Here is a 13905-nt window from a genome sequence, read left to right on the forward strand (position 1 = left end):
CATGTCCCTACCCGACGCCGTACGCATCCGGGAGATCGCCCCCCGGTTGACCTTCCAGGACCATGCGGTCCCGACCGATGTCAAGATCGAACTCGTGCGGCGGCTCATCGACGCCGGTGTCCGCGCGTTCGAACTGTCCTCCTTCGTCAGGCCCGATCTCGTACCAGGCCTCGCCGATGCCGCGGAGGTGTTCGCCCGCGTGCCGCGAGTGCCCGGACTCAGCCTCGGCTGCTGCGTCGCCAATCTGCGCGGGCTCGCCCGCGCGGTCGACGCGGGGGCCGACACGGCGCACTTCCTGCTGTCCGCCGACGAGGAGTTCGCCCGCGCCAACATCGGACGGTCCACGCAGGACTCGATGCGCGAACTGGAGCGCATGGCCGCCTACGCGGCGGACCGGAACATCGTGCTCGGCACCTACGTCATCTTCGCCTGGGGTGGGCCGACCGGTCCCCCGCGGACCGGCGCGGATCTCGAACCGCTGGCCCGAGGGCTCCTCGACATCGGGGTGGACCGCTGGATTCTCGCGGATTCCTCCGGCTACGCGGCGCCGCCCCAGATGTGCGAACTAGTCACCGCCGCGCTCGCGCACGTGCCGCCGGGGAACCTGACGGTGCAGGTCCACGACGACCGCGGCATGGGCCTCGCCGCCCTGCTCCCACTTCTCGAACTCGGCATCCACGACATCGACACCTCCCTTGCCGGCAGCGGCGGCCACCCGGCGATGCCCGGCATCCAGGGGGGCGGTCTGTGCACCGAGGACGCCGTGCAACTGCTCGAACGGTCCGGGGTCGACACCGGTATCGACCTGCCCCGCCTGATCGAGACGGCGAACTGGCTCACCGGCGAGGTCGGCGTGCCCGGCGAGGGATTCGTCCGGCACACCGGCCCCATACTGAGCACCGCCCAGCCCGGCACACCCCTCTCCTTCACCTGGTGACACCCCATGAGCGTCTTTCGTCATGCACTTCAGCCACCCCGACCCACACCTGCCGGTTCAGCACCATTGCTCAAGGAGGACCAGTGACGGAAACCCCTGCGCCCACGATCGTCGTTGCCGGCGCCGGGCTGACCGGGCTCTCGGCGGCGATCTCCGCGCGCGAGGCCGGCGCCCGCGTGGTGCTGCTGGAAAAGGGCAGCCGCGAGGACGTCGGCGGGAACGCCGCCTTTTCCGGCGGGCTGTTCCTGTTCTGCTATGACGGGCCGGACGATCTGACGTCGATCACGGAGGACTTCGAGCCGGGCATGAAAGCCGACCGGATCGAGGCGCCCCCCTACACCCGCCAGGCCTACGCGGCCGAGTTGTCGGCGATGAGCGGCGGCCAAGCCGAGCCGCGGCTGGTCGATCGGCTCGCCGAGCGGTCGTTGGACACGGTCCGCTGGTTGGCCGCGAAGGGCGTCCGCTTCACGTTCAACCGAACCGTGGGGGCCGCGGTCCGCGACGGCGTCCTGCACGTTCCACCCGGCCAGATCCTGACGTGCACCGGCGAGGGAATGTCACGCGGGTTCGAGGTGATCCGGCCCCTGCTGGCGCACGCCGAGCGGATCGGCGTGGATATCCGCTGGTCCGCACCACTATTGGAGGTGGTGCGCAGCGACGGCCAGGTCACCGGTGCCGTGGTCGGCGACGGCGGCGAGACCGTGCCCGCCGACGCGGTGGTGGTCGCCACCGGCGGCTTCCAGGCCAGCCGGGAACTTCGCCGCGAGTGCCTGGGGCCGCAGTGGGAGACGGTGCGCCTGCGCGGTACCCGCCTGGCCACGGGCGACGGGATCCAGGCCGCACTTCGCGCCGGGGCGGAGACTGCCGGGGCCTGGGCGAGCTGCCATGCGGCCGCGGTCGACCCGACCATGCCCTCGCCGCAGCGCAGTGAGGCCTCACCGCCCTTCCCGCTGCACGGCTTCTGGCTCGGCGTACTCATCAACCGCGACGGCGAGCGGTTCGTCGACGAGGGCCCCGGCCCATGGGTCAAGAACTACTCGAAGATGGGCAAGGCCATCATGCGCCAGCCGGGATGCGAGGCCTTCGAGATCTTCGACCAGCGCACCGCGGCCCGGGTGGCCGACGAGTTCGCCGGCGCAGCCGAGCCCATCGTCGCGCACAGTGTCCCGGAGCTCGCCGAGCGGATCGGGGTGCCCGCCGACCGGCTGGCGCACACGTTCGAGACGTTTAACAACGCCTGCCCGTCGGGTGACGGCGCGACCGAAGGTCGCGGCACGACCGGCATCACACCGCCCAAGTCGGGTTGGGCCTCGCCCCTCGACCAGCCACCGTTCGTCGCCTACCACGCCGTCGCGGGGCTCACCTTCACCTTCGGCGGGGTCCGGATCGACCCGGACGGGCGGGCGCTCAGTGCGGACGGGACGCCGGTGCCCGGTCTGTACGCGGCCGGCGAGGCTGTGGGCGGCCTGTTCTACGGCGATTATCCCGGTGGTGCCGCCCTCATGCGCGCCGCGGTGTTCGGCTGCGCGGCCGGAGCCACCGCCGCGCAGGAAGCGAAACCTGCTCCTCACCCGGCCTGAGGAGCGCGGAGCAGGCCGGACAGGGACGGGCCGCGGTAGAGCTCGTCGATCCGGCGCACCATCGCCTGGCTGCCTGCCCGCCCGCACCTCGGGTGGGCAGGCAGCCAGGTGGAATCAACCGTTGACTTCGTCAGCGGTCATTCGCGTGTCTACTCCTCGGGGCGGCCCATGTCCCGGAGTTCGTTCTCCACCACGAGCGCGGCCTGCCGCAGGCGGCCATCAGTGGCGATGATGTCCTCCTGTCCCAGCGTGGCGTTCAGTGTTTCGCTGATCTTGAGGACCTCGTCGCTCATTTCGTCCAAGGCGGCCAGGCCCGCCTCGGTGACCTGGAGCGAGAGCGCCCGTTCACTCTCGGGATGTGCGTCGCGGGCCACGAAGCCGCGGTTCACCAGTTGCGTGACCATCCGCGTCATGGTCTGCGGCCGCGCGTAGCAGCGGCGTGAGAGCTGGGCGAGGCTGAGATGAGGCTGATTGGCCAGGATGCGCAGGGCAGTATAGCTGGACAGCGTCATCTTCCACGGACGCAGTCGCGTGTTCCCGATCCTGGTGACCGCCCGCTCGAACCGGAAAACGGCATCGATCATCGAGGAAGCCTCGTCCATGCCGGCGGTGGCCTCGTTCGACGAGCGACCGTCGTCGAACGGATTGATGTAGGGCAGAGCGCGTGTCACCCGTGCAGCATACGGCCTGCTGGACCAGAACATCAGCAAGCTTGCAATAATGTAAGCATGCTTCTAGTGTGTAAGTATGCTTACATCAGACTCTCGGTGCCCGGTCCTCGACACCGCGCGTTTTCGGGCCGTCCTCGGGCACTTCCCCAGTGGCATTACCGCCATCACTTCGCGCGATGTGCAGGGCAGGCCGGTGGGCATGACGGTCGCCTCGTTCACCTCGGTCTCCCTCAGCCCTCCGCTGGTGGCGTTCCTGCCCGGCAAGACGTCATCGACATTCCCGGTCATCGCCGAGCGCGGCACCTTCTGCGTGAACGTTCTCGCCGCCGACCAGGAGTGGATCTGCCGTGCGCTGTCGGTGTCGGGAGGCGACAAGTTCGCCGAGGTGTCCTGGCGGCCCGGGCCGCACAGCGACCCGGTCATCGACGGCGCGGTCGCCTGGATCGGCTGCACGATCGAAGCCGTACACGATGCCGGTGACCACCACATCGTCATCGGACGTGTCGACGACCTCGACGCCGACAGCACGGCGTCACCCCTGCTGTTCTTCCAAAGCCGCTACAACCGACTCGTATCCGCCTGATCGGCGAGCACCGCGCAGTCCCACGGGACGACCTCAGAACCGGGGCTGCCTCAGTTCGTTGATCGGAGAAGGGCCATCACCATGGACTGCGGAGTCCCGCGCGAGCTGCTCGACGATCTCACGGCGGAGTTCGACTCGCTGCGGGCACTTGTTCCCTCGGGGACAAACCTGCGGCGTCCAACCCCGGCCGCCGGTTGGGATGTTGGAGCCAGCGTGTCCCACCTGATCGGCTGCGACCTGCTGGCCGAGGAGGCGGTGGGCGACCCCGGTGAATTCCGGCGTGCCCGTCCTGCGATGGACGTGGGTCTTGCCGAGCTCCTCGAAGGTCACATCACAGCCCGCCAAGATCTCCCGGTGGAGCAACTGCGACAGGAATGGGCCGACGCCTTCGCGGCATTGCTGAGGGCTTTCACGTCCTCGCGTCGGGGGCAGAAGGTTCCCTGGTTCGGGCCGCCGATGAGCCCGGCGACGCTGGCCACAGCTCGTCTCATGGAGTACTTCGCTCACGGCCAGGATGTCGCCGACGCCCTGAAGATCGTCCGCCGGCCCACGGACCGGCTCCGGCACGTCTGTCACCTCGGGTTCGTCACCTTCGAGTTCAGCTTCGCCAACCGCGGCCTGCCCGTGCCGCCGTCTCCACCGCGCGTCGAACTGCGCCTGCCCAGCGGCCGGTCATGGGCCCGCGGCCCGGAAGGCGCCGATGCCGTCGTCACCGGCGACGCGCTCGACTTCGCCCTGGTGGTGACCCAACGCAAGCACCGCCTCGACACGTCCCTGACCTGCCGAGGCGAGGTCGCTGAGCAGTGGCTCGCCATCGCCCAGTGTTTCGCAGGCCCGCCCGGACCGGGGGCTGGGGGCTAGGTGGCTCACTAACCTCGGGCTTTCATGAGGCGGTCTGTCCGACAGGTGGTCAGGTAAGCAGAAAACATCTCTGACCAGCGAGAACCAAGCCATATCCGCGGCCCTCGCCCCCTGGCGGAAGCGCCGAGCAATCCACAACCCTGGCAAGATACTTCCTGGCCCAGCTGCCGAAGAGGTACCGGCGGGGACGGCAGACCCTCAACCGCGCCGACTCCGGTGGCGGCACCCACGAGTTCGTCTCCTGGCTCGCCCGGCCGGGCCGCCGGCTGTCCTACTCCGTCGGAATGACCATCACCGACACCATCCACCAGCACATGCGTCACTTCCGCCATGTAGAGCGCTCAGTCACATTGGGTGTGACTGAGCGCGGGAAGAGCGACCACTTCGTCACCCCTCGAGGCCTGACTTCAACCGCGGCACAGACGGCCACATCGGCACCCCTCCCGTCCAAGCCGGGGACGGTCAGGGTCGCAGGGCGTTGGCGACGAGCCGGTCTTGATCTGGCCGCAGCCGGCGGCGACGGCGAGGTCGGCGATGGTGGTGTCCTCGGTCTCGCCGGAGCGGTGGGACATGACGACGGTGTAGCCGGCGCGGTGGGCGGTGGCGACGGTGGCCAGGTCTCGGTGAGGGTGCCGATCTGGTTGACCTTCACCAGGATCGAGTTGGCGATGCCGTCTCGGATGCCCGCGCGCAGCAGTGTCTCGTTGGTGCAGAAGACGTCGTCGCCGGTGAGCTGGCAGCGGTTGCCGAGGCGGGCGGTCAGGTCACGCCAGCCGTCGTGGTCGTCCTCGGCCATCGGGTCCTCGATGGAGGCGACGGGGTAGCCGTCGACGAGGGTGGCGAGGTAGTCGGCGTGTCCGGCGGGGGTGCGGCGGATGCCCTCGCCGGTGTAGTCGTAGGTCTCGTTGTGGAAGAACTCCGAGCTGGCCGGGTCCATGACGAGGGTGATGTCGGTGCCGGGCTTGTAGCCGGTCTGTTCGATGGCGCGTACGACGAGTCCAGGGCCTCGTCGGCGGTGCGCAGGTTGGGTGCGAAGCCGCCTTCGTCGCCGACGTTCACGCTGTGGCCGGCGGCGATCAGGCTGCCGCGCAGGGTGTGGAAGACCTCCGAGCCCATGCGGACGGCCTCGGCGAAGGTGGCCGCGCCGATCGGGGCGATCATGAATTCCTGGAAGTCCAGCGGATTGTCCGCGTACGCGCCGCCGTTGACGATGTTCATCATGGGCACCGGCAGCAGGCGGGCGTCGACTCCGCCGACGTAGCGGTACAGCGGCAGGCGGTGGGCGGTCGCGGCGGCCTTGGCGGTGGCCGGGGAGACGCCGAGCAGGGCATTGGCGCCGAGCCGTGATTTGGTGCCCGTACCGTCCAGCTCGATCATGGTGTGGTCGACGGTCGCCTGGTCCTCGGCGTCGAGTCCGGTCACGGCGTCCGCGACGGTCTCGTTGACGGCGTCGACGGCGCGCCGTACTCCCTTGCCGTGGAACCGGGCCGGGTCGCTGTCGCGCAGTTCCACCGCCTCCCTGGCCCCGGGGGAGGCACCCGAGGGGACGGCCGCGCGGCCGAGTGAGTCGTCCTTGAGCTCCACGTCCACCTCGACGGTCGGATTGCCCCGGCTGTCGATTGGTCGTCGTCTCACCGGCCCCCGAGGACACCGTCGAGGGCCAGGTTTTCACGATCAGCGACGCCGAACTGGCCATGGCCGACGCCTACGAGGGCGACGACTACGCCCGCGGCACGGTGACCCTGCGCCGGGATCCCGTGCGTGGGCGTATCTGGGGCGCGCGAGCGACACGCCCGGCGACCCGGCTGTCCAGGTGCCCGGCGAACACGGTGGCGGGGTGGATGCGAACGATGGTGCCGGGGAGCCTGTGAGTGTGCGGGAGTGGCTGCGCGGTCTGGAGGTATTCGCGGGACCGCTGGCGGATTTCGACCCGGCCGGCGCACCGGCAGAGCCCGTCGACTTGTTCCTGGGCTGGCTGGGGGAAGCGGTCGCGGTGGGCGTGCCCGACGCGCACGCCATGACCCTGTCGACGATCGGCGAGGACGGCGGATCGGACGCGCGGGTGCTCATCCTCAAAAACGTGGACGGCGACGGCTGGCAGTTCGCCGTCCACGCCCACAGCCCCAAGGGCCGCCTCCACAACCGGCTGCGCTACGAACGTCCCGACCGTCACGGCCCGTGGGAGCGCCACCCGCTGTGGCCGTAGCCGCACAGGCGGAAGACGGACTTCAGGGCCTGAGGGCGAGTTCGGCGCCGCGGGCTTGCGAGCAGCAGATAGCACGGCGTCCGGTTTCCTCGAGCATGCGAACTTTCCGCTTATTTCTTGATCTCGTAGCGCAGAACTGCGACGCCGTTTTCGAAGGGTGTGGCCTCGACCAGCTTCAGGTCTTGCCGATCTTCGAAAATGCGCGTTCCCTTGCCCCGCGACGCCGGGCAGACGAGCAGGGTGATCTCGTCGACGACGCCGGCGACCAGCAGGGAGCGCATGAGTTTCAAGCTTCCCCACAGCCAGATGTCCTTGCCGCTCTGCTCCTTGAGCTCCCGGATGGTGGCGGCCGGGTCGCGCGTCACGGTCGCGGGGGGAAAGTCGCCCCAGGGGGCGTCATCCAGCTTCGACGAGGCGACGAACTTGGTAAGGTTGTTGAGCTTCTCGCCGTACTCGCCCTGCTCGTCGGCGTACGGCCAGTAGTCCTTGGCCTGGGCGTAGGTATTGGCGCCGAGAATCAGAGTGTCGACCGAGTCGACGAACCCCATCACAGTTGCCTTGAACGCAGGGTTGGTGGCATCGGAAAAGGGCTCCCCTGACACGAAGCTGAGCCCGCCGTCCTCCTCCGCGACGATGTTGTCGACGGTAACCCACTGCTGGACTATGAGTTTTCGCATCACTGACCGTTCCTTTCGAGTATCTGTCGGATGAACAGGTCCCCCGGAGCGGAGCGGGGCGAGGCGCAGGCGAGCTCGCGCTGCGCTGGAGGTGAAGGTTGGCGGCAGTCCGGAACGTCGGCACGGACACGGCGGAGTGGCAGGGCCCATTCCGGCCGCATTGATCTCAGGCGTGCTGACGTGCGGCCCGCTGCCGGATCACCTCCTCGATCGCGGGGGGCAGGGTGGTTTCGAAGTCGATTTCGGGGCGTTCTTCGTGGTGCACAGGACGATCTCCGAGCCGTTCCAGGCGAACGCGATCGGGATACTGCGTGGTGTGCCATCCCTGGCGACGTAGGCCAGCCGGGTCAGGTCGCGGGCCAGCAGGTCCTGGCTGATAAATCGGTTCAGGATCTCGGTGATCTCGGTCGGCTGCATGGTGATCGCTCCTTCGTCGGCGTCGTCGAGCGACGTGTCCGTGGCCGCTCGTGTCCCTGGGACGGAGCCGGCCGGACGTTCTCGACATCCGAGGCGCACGCATTCTCGAAGGCGGGCCACCACTCCGAGAGGGATCTCGGTGGAGACATCACCGCGGTCTCGGTGCCCAGCGCCACATCGAGGTGGTTGCGGCGAAAGGCCCTGGTCATGCTGCGGGCGTATGCGCTTGTGTCCCCGTCGGGGCGGCGACGGGTCAGGCGGTCGAGGCAAGTGCTCGGGTGACGGCCGAGATTCCTGGGGTCGGTCTGCCGGGAAGCCGCGCCACGAGAACGCGGCGGACCTCGGGGGGCACGCCGTCGACGTGCAGCAGTCTCACGCCGGACGGCAGCACGCTCGACATGCGGGACGGGACAGTCGTCACGCCGAAACCGCTGGCGACCAGCTCCAGTTTCGTCAGCCAGTCGCGTGCGGTGTGGACGATGCGTGGCCGTCCGGGCAGGCCGGGCCAGACGCCGAGCAGCGGCTCGGAGTTCGATGACGGGGTTGCGATCCAGGGGGCGTCGACGAGTTCGTCGATGTGTACGGAGGCGCGGCCGGCGAACACGCCGGCCGCCGGCACTCCCACGAGCAGTTCGGTGTCCTCGACGGCGTCGATGTGCAGCCGGGGTGACTCGCCGTCCGAGGGCCGGTGCGGCGGGCGGGACGTCAGCATGGCGATGTCGATCGAGCCCGCCCGCAGAGCCCGGATCAGGGCGGGCGTGGTGCCCTCGCGCGTGGTGACGGTGACCTGTGGGCTGGCCGCTGCGAGCCGCGTGAGCGCGGTGGGCAGGATCACTGCGCCGGCGCTCATGAAGAGCCCGACCCGCACCAGTTCGCTCTGCGAGGCGGAGCCGGTGAGGTCGCTCTCGGCCGCCGCGACGGAGTCCAGGATGGTGCGGGCGTGCCGCAGCAGGGTCAGCCCGGCGGGCGTGAGCCGCACCCCGTCGGGGCGGCGCTCGAACAGGACGGCGCCCGCGCTCCGTTCGAGAGCCACCGCCTGGCGCGAGACCGCCGACTGTGTGTAGCCGAGCCGGGAGGCCGCCGCGGTGAAGCTCCCCGACTCGGCGACCTGCCGCAGAACCCGTAGAGCCGTACTGGAGAAGTCCATGCGTCATACGCATACCACGGATGCCAGATCTTCGCTTGGCGCATGTCCTCCGCGCTTCTAGCCTCGGAACGAGCCATCAAGGAGGTCGGCAGATGAGAGCAGCAGTTCTGACGGAGTTCGGTGCCCCGCTCACGGTGCGGGAGATACCCGATCCGGGGGCGGGCGGCGGCGAGGTGGTGGTCGAGGTCCTGGCGGCGAGCGTCCCGCCGTACGCCGACGAGGTCTTCAGCGGCCGGCGGAACTACCCGCTCGAACCCCCCGTGGTACCCGGCCCCGGCGGCGTGGGGCGGGTCGTCGGCGTCGGCCCGGACGCCACCCGGCTGCGCGTCGGCGACCTGGTGTGGTGCGACAGCACCGTCCGTTCCCGCGACGACGCGCTGACCCCCGACATCACGCTGCTGGGCTGGAGTTCCCGCGGCGAAGGCGGCGCCAGGCTCGCCCGACACCTGCACGACGGGTCCTTCGCCGAACGCATGCGGGTGCCGACGGAGAACGTCTACCCCCTGCCCGCGGAAGCGGGGCACAACCTGGCGCGCTGGTCCTCGCTCGGCGTGTACACCATTTCCTACGGCGGACTGCTGGCGGGCGGACTCGAAGCCGGCGAGACGCTGCTCGTCAGCGGGGCCACCGGAAACCTCGGCAGCGCCGCCGTCGCCACTGCGCTGGCCATGGGGGCGGGCCGGGTGATCGCGCCGGGCCGCAACCACGCCGTGCTCGACCTGCTCGTCGACCGGTTCGGCCCGCGCGTGCGACCGGTCCAACTGACCGGCGACGAGGCCGCCGACCGCGCGGCGATGTCCGCCGCGGCCGAGGGTCCGATCGACATGGTGCTCGACCTGCTTCCGCCTTCCGCACCCAGCTCGGTGGCGCGTGCGGCGGCCATGACCGTCCGCGAGTACGGCCGCGTAGTCCTCATGGGCGGCGTCGGCATGCTCGGCGGTGCGGACCTCGCGCTTCCCTATCCGTGGATCATGCGCAACTCGGTCACCCTGCGCGGGCAGTGGATGTACCCGCGCGCCGCGAACGTCGGCATGATCCGGCTCATCGCGTCAGGTGCGCTCGATCTCGATCTCGAACGGGTCCGCACCTTCGGACTCGACGCCGTCAACGAGGCCGTCACCTACGCCGCGACGCACAGCGGGCCCTTCGACCGCACCGTCCTCACCCCGCCCGCCGGCTGACAGGGTCGACTGACCTCTGCATGCGATGTGCCGGTTTCGGGGAGCCGCTCCGTCCTCGAAACATCCGCCGCATGCCGTCGGTGACGGTGACACCGGGTCTGACCGTGTTCGCGGAGATGCCGGATCCGGTCATGTGCCGGGCCAGGCTGATCTCATGTTGACCGCCGCCGCTTTCGCCGCCGAATGCTCGACCATGTTCGGCGACGGAGTCGTCGCGGCCCGGCTGCCCGCATTGACCACCCGCCCACGCCCCCGCCCGTGCGTGGGCATCCGGGGATCCCGGTGCTCGTCGTCCGCACGGGCCGCGGCCGGTGTCCGGCTGTGCTGCTCGGATGCGGTTCGGGCTGCCGCACGGTCGTATACGGGGCCGACGGGAGTCCGGGGGAGCTGTGCTTCTGGGGGGTCACCGGGGACTGACCGCGCGCCCCGCCCGGGCGGGCGGGGGGCGCTTGTGGCCGGGCGGGTTACAGATCCGGGTAGGCGAATTCGTCGGCGGGGCCGGTCGGGGAGGAGTAGCCGTTGGACACGACGGTGATGTTGACGGTCGAGGGCTTGCCGATACCGGTGACCCCCTTGGGCGCGTTGACGACGATGGTGTCGGGTGGGGTGATGCTGGGGCCGGTGGCCTGCACGCCGGCGAAGAACACCTTGGCGTCGGAGCCGAAGTTGACGCCGGTGATCTGTACGGAGGTGCCGGCTGTGCCGGTGTCCGGGCTGATGGCGGTGACCCGCACCGGGGAGGGGCCGCCGTAGGCGAACTGGGCGGTGGGTACGGCCGGGGAGGTGCCCAGGCAGGTGGTGACCCGCACCGCCGCCACGCCGATGCCCTCGGGCGCGGTGGCGGTGATCGTGGTGCCGGCCGAGCCGACGGTGAGGTCCGCGCACGCGAACGGGCCGAAGTCGACCATGGCGCCGGTGCCGAAGCCGGTGCCGGTGCCGGTGACTTGGGTGCCGGCCCCGCCGGTGTCGGGGCTGAGGCCGGTGACCTGCGGGCTGGCCGGCAGGGCGGGGGCGTCGAGCAGGCTCAGGTAGGTGTTGTTGCCGTGCTGGTAGGCGGCCTGGCCCATGAAGTCCTGCAGGGAGTGCCTCTGCAGGTTCGGGTCGTTGGTTCCGTAGCCGCTGTTCAGCTGGGTGCACGGGCCCGGCTGGGTGTAGGTGTTGGGGCCGGGCAGGGAGGCGATCGCGGTGATGACGGCCTTGGTGTCGACGTCGGCCACCGGGCCCTTGCCCGGGTACCAGCTCTTGGCGGTGTCGATGCTGGTCCAGGCCAGCGGCACCAGGTCGTAGCAGTTGACGTAGCGTTCGTTGACGGCCCAGGACAGGGCGGGGCCGGTGAGGTAGTTCGCGAAGTCCGGGCCGCCGGCGGTGGGCGCGGCGAAGGTGTAGAGGCCGAACGCCGGGGCGGTGGCGCTGGGCCAGGTCAGCGTCTGCAGGTAGGGGGCGACCATGGTGGCCAGGCAGCCGCCGAGGCTGTGGCCGATCACCAGGACCGTCGGGTTCGCCGGCGCCGCGGCGAGCGCGCCGGACAGCGCCTGCACCAGGGTCAGGCCCGCCGCGCTCATGGCCATGACCTGGCTGAATGCCTCCATCGCGCCTTTGGAGACGTAGACCGGGCTCTGCGGTTTGCCGACGGCGGTGAACGGGACGACGGTGCCGACGTCGAGGTCCTCCAGCAGGTCGGTCACGTTGCCGACCGTGCCGCGCAGCACCACGGCGAACTGGTTGGAGCAGTCGGTGGACTTGGCCAGGTAGGCCATGTTCGCGTTGTCCTCGCTCAGCGCGGCCCACAGCAGGCTCCAGTTGCCCTGGGTGGCGAGGCCGGGGTCGGCGAGCTGCTGGTTGATGCCCAGGATGACCCGGGTGCACTGCTCGGCGACCGATTCCCCCGACGGGCGCGGAGTCGCGGCGGTCGCCGCGATCCCGGCCAGGGTCATCGCCACCTGGGCCGTCGCCACCTGTGGCGTTGCCTGGGCCGCCCGTGCGCTGTGTCGCGTCGACATGCTCAGCTCCCTCGGATTTCACCCGGCCCCGCCGGACGGGTCGTGCGCAATCTAGTTTCGGCGGTGTGCGCCGCATCGATCCGAGGGCATGTCGGCGCCGAGCGACACACGGGTGGACGAGCCCGGCGGCGCGGCGCCCGCGCCCGCGCGCCTCTCCGCGGGCCTGCTTCCTGGCGGGCCGGTCAGAGCGCGGCGGCAGTCTGCGCCCGCGCCTGCCCCAGCCGGGGTGCGGGGTGCGGGGTGGCCAGGGGCGCCGAGGCGGCGGCGCAGCACAGCGCCGGTGATGGCGATTCCTGGAAACCGAATTCCCCAGGGTCTGCTCGATTCCCCACTTGGTTGTGCGGTGGACGACGAGGACGGGGCAGCGTCCCGGACCGCCTTGGCTCAGCCCAGTGCGTCCACCAGGGCGGTGACGTAGGCATCCAGCCGCTCCTCCACGGCTCGCGTCGTCAGCTCTGCCCTCCCTGCCTCCCGCCATGACTGCGCCACCAACCGCACGTCTTCTGAGAACGCCAGCCCGTCCTGCACCTGCCAGTACAGCCGCTCGCTCGCGGTCGCGGCCAGCACCCCGCCGGCCTCCTCATACGCCTCGGCGAACCGCAGACCCCACGCCGGGCCGTGCAGCAGCGCGAGATTGGTGGAGCAGTGCGCCACATCGAGATCCGCCGGGCCCCAGGAGGTCGCCGCCCAGTCGACGACGCCGGTGATCCGGGCACCAGCCGGCCTAGAAGGCGGCACGTCGAACAGCACGTTGCCGGGGTGGAAGTCCCGATGCAGGAATAGCCCTTCATAGGGCGGCGCGGGCCTGCGAATCACGTCGATCGCCGCAGCCCATGCCCCCGCGTCGGCGCCCTTCGGAGTCACGACGGTGTCGGCGGTCGTCAACGCCACATACTCCCGGGGCCGCACGGCGGGTCGCACCGCGTGGATCGCCACGAGCTGACGGGCCAGCAGAGGGACGCGCGTCTCCAATCCCTCATCGTCGAGGACCGTCCGGCCCGCCAGATGTGTCATCAGGAGGGAGAGATACGCGCAATGCGTGGCGGTCGGATCAACCGCGACCAGTCCAGGAGCGGGCACGCCGGTCCCCGTGAGCAGGGTCAGGGCGCCGGCCTCCCTGTTCAGCCAGTCCTCGGCGTGCTCCACGTTGACGAAGCTCCGCAGTACCAGGTCACGGGTGCCTCCGTCCCGCGTGCCGATGGTCAGCCTCCGCATTTCGGCAGTGATGCCGCCGTGCAGCGCTTCGGTTCTGACGATCCGTTCGCCGACCTCCAGGTGCCGGCTCACCCAAGCCAGTGTCAACGGTCGGACAGCCGCCGTCTCATCGTGGTTGGTCACCATGCCACTTCATCATCCGGAGTGCGGCACGCGCGAAGGTTTATGTGAGGCGATGGCCGTGCTGCTCAGTCGGGAACTCCACCGGCGCGAGCGAGGGATGGGTCGGGGTGGTGTTGGTGGTTGTCGGTGGTGGGGGAGGGGCGGCACTGGTTTCGGAGGGTGTTGACGCTGGCTGTCCGGTGGGACCGCTTCCCGCCCTGCGGGTGCCCGGGAAGAAGGTTCGCTGCTCCCACCTGACCAGACGCCCGACCGATCGTGCTTTTCTTGCAGGTCGGGGCCGTGTGGTGTGGCTTGCATGATGGATATC

13 protein-coding genes and 2 pseudogenes are annotated in these 13905 nt (G+C 70.0%); 8 read left to right on the forward strand and 7 right to left on the reverse strand.

Translation table 11 applies throughout. From position 1 onward, the window contains the following. Nucleotide 1: 1 nt before the first annotated feature. Nucleotides 2–937 (forward strand): pyruvate carboxyltransferase, encoded by a 936-nt coding sequence (locus STRVI_RS20395; protein ID WP_014057568.1) that lies wholly within the window; start codon nt 2–4, stop codon nt 935–937. Between the two features lie 83 nt (nt 938–1020). Further along, nucleotides 1021–2517 (forward strand): FAD-dependent tricarballylate dehydrogenase TcuA, encoded by a 1497-nt coding sequence (gene tcuA, locus STRVI_RS20400; RefSeq protein ID WP_014057569.1) that lies wholly within the window; start codon nt 1021–1023, stop codon nt 2515–2517. A 149-nt stretch (nt 2518–2666) separates the two neighbouring features. On the opposite strand, the gene STRVI_RS20405 is transcribed toward tcuA, so the two are convergent. Then, entirely contained in the window at nt 2667–3188 is a 522-nt protein-coding gene (locus STRVI_RS20405; protein WP_251982676.1) for a MarR family winged helix-turn-helix transcriptional regulator, read from the reverse strand. Nucleotides 3189–3264: 76 nt separating this feature from the next. On the opposite strand from STRVI_RS20405, the gene STRVI_RS20410 reads away from it, so the two are divergent. The 3 genes and pseudogenes from STRVI_RS20410 to STRVI_RS48070 form a co-directional block, all read left to right on the forward strand. Then, the gene (locus STRVI_RS20410) at nt 3265–3771 is read left to right on the forward strand and encodes a flavin reductase family protein (RefSeq protein ID WP_014057571.1); all 507 of its coding nucleotides are present in this window, start codon (nt 3265–3267) and stop codon (nt 3769–3771) included. Nucleotides 3772–3852: 81 nt separating this feature from the next. Further along, nucleotides 3853–4632 carry a TIGR03084 family metal-binding protein gene (locus STRVI_RS20415; protein WP_014057572.1) on the forward strand — a complete coding sequence of 260 codons (780 nt, stop codon included), beginning with the start codon at nt 3853–3855 and terminating at the stop codon, nt 4630–4632. Nucleotides 4633–4775: 143 nt separating this feature from the next. Then, nucleotides 4776–4949: pseudogene (locus STRVI_RS48070) on the forward strand (IS1380 family transposase); the annotation flags it as partial. Between the two features lie 168 nt (nt 4950–5117). Here STRVI_RS48070 and eno read toward each other — a convergent pair. Then, nucleotides 5118–6267 (reverse strand): annotated as a pseudogene (eno, locus tag STRVI_RS20420) (phosphopyruvate hydratase); the annotation flags it as partial. Here eno and STRVI_RS46400 point away from each other — a divergent pair. Both STRVI_RS46400 and STRVI_RS20430 read left to right on the forward strand, forming a co-directional pair. Continuing rightward, nucleotides 6252–6503 carry a gamma-glutamylcyclotransferase family protein gene (locus STRVI_RS46400; protein ID WP_050993702.1) on the forward strand — a complete coding sequence of 84 codons (252 nt, stop codon included), beginning with the start codon at nt 6252–6254 and terminating at the stop codon, nt 6501–6503. The pseudogene eno and the gene STRVI_RS46400 sit on opposite strands and share 16 nt — an antisense overlap. Beyond that, on the forward strand, nt 6500–6838 hold the full coding sequence (locus STRVI_RS20430) for a pyridoxamine 5'-phosphate oxidase family protein (protein WP_251982677.1): 339 nt from the start codon (nt 6500–6502) through the stop codon (nt 6836–6838). The genes STRVI_RS46400 and STRVI_RS20430 overlap by 4 nt, the downstream gene beginning before the upstream one ends. A gap of 110 nt (nt 6839–6948) precedes the next feature. Here the strand turns inward: STRVI_RS20430 and STRVI_RS20435 are convergent, their stop codons facing one another. The 3 genes from STRVI_RS20435 to STRVI_RS20445 all read right to left on the reverse strand — a co-directional run bounded on the left by STRVI_RS20435 (nt 6949) and on the right by STRVI_RS20445 (nt 9079). Next, complete coding sequence (locus tag STRVI_RS20435; RefSeq protein ID WP_014057574.1) at nt 6949–7515, reverse strand: dihydrofolate reductase family protein; 567 nt, start codon at nt 7513–7515, stop codon at nt 6949–6951. Between the two features lie 198 nt (nt 7516–7713). Then, entirely contained in the window at nt 7714–7932 is a 219-nt protein-coding gene (locus tag STRVI_RS20440) for a hypothetical protein (protein ID WP_014057575.1), read from the reverse strand. Nucleotides 7933–8185: 253 nt separating this feature from the next. Continuing rightward, a complete protein-coding gene (locus tag STRVI_RS20445; RefSeq protein WP_014057576.1) occupies nt 8186–9079 on the reverse strand; it encodes a LysR family transcriptional regulator in 894 nt (297 codons plus the stop codon). Between the two features lie 92 nt (nt 9080–9171). On the opposite strand from STRVI_RS20445, the gene STRVI_RS20450 reads away from it, so the two are divergent. Further along, the gene (locus STRVI_RS20450; protein WP_014057577.1) at nt 9172–10260 is read left to right on the forward strand and encodes an alcohol dehydrogenase catalytic domain-containing protein; all 1089 of its coding nucleotides are present in this window, start codon (nt 9172–9174) and stop codon (nt 10258–10260) included. Nucleotides 10261–10724: 464 nt separating this feature from the next. On the opposite strand, the gene STRVI_RS55585 is transcribed toward STRVI_RS20450, so the two are convergent. Both STRVI_RS55585 and STRVI_RS20460 read right to left on the reverse strand, forming a co-directional pair. After that, nucleotides 10725–12260 (reverse strand): lipase family protein, encoded by a 1536-nt coding sequence (locus STRVI_RS55585; protein WP_014057578.1) that lies wholly within the window; start codon nt 12258–12260, stop codon nt 10725–10727. A gap of 384 nt (nt 12261–12644) precedes the next feature. Next, nucleotides 12645–13601, reverse strand: coding sequence for a phosphotransferase family protein (locus STRVI_RS20460; RefSeq protein ID WP_014057579.1), 957 nt, complete (start codon nt 13599–13601; stop codon nt 12645–12647). Nucleotides 13602–13905: the final 304 nt, after the last annotated feature.

This window comes from Streptomyces violaceusniger Tu 4113, assembly GCF_000147815.2.
Taxonomy (GTDB): domain Bacteria; phylum Actinomycetota; class Actinomycetes; order Streptomycetales; family Streptomycetaceae; genus Streptomyces; species Streptomyces violaceusniger_A.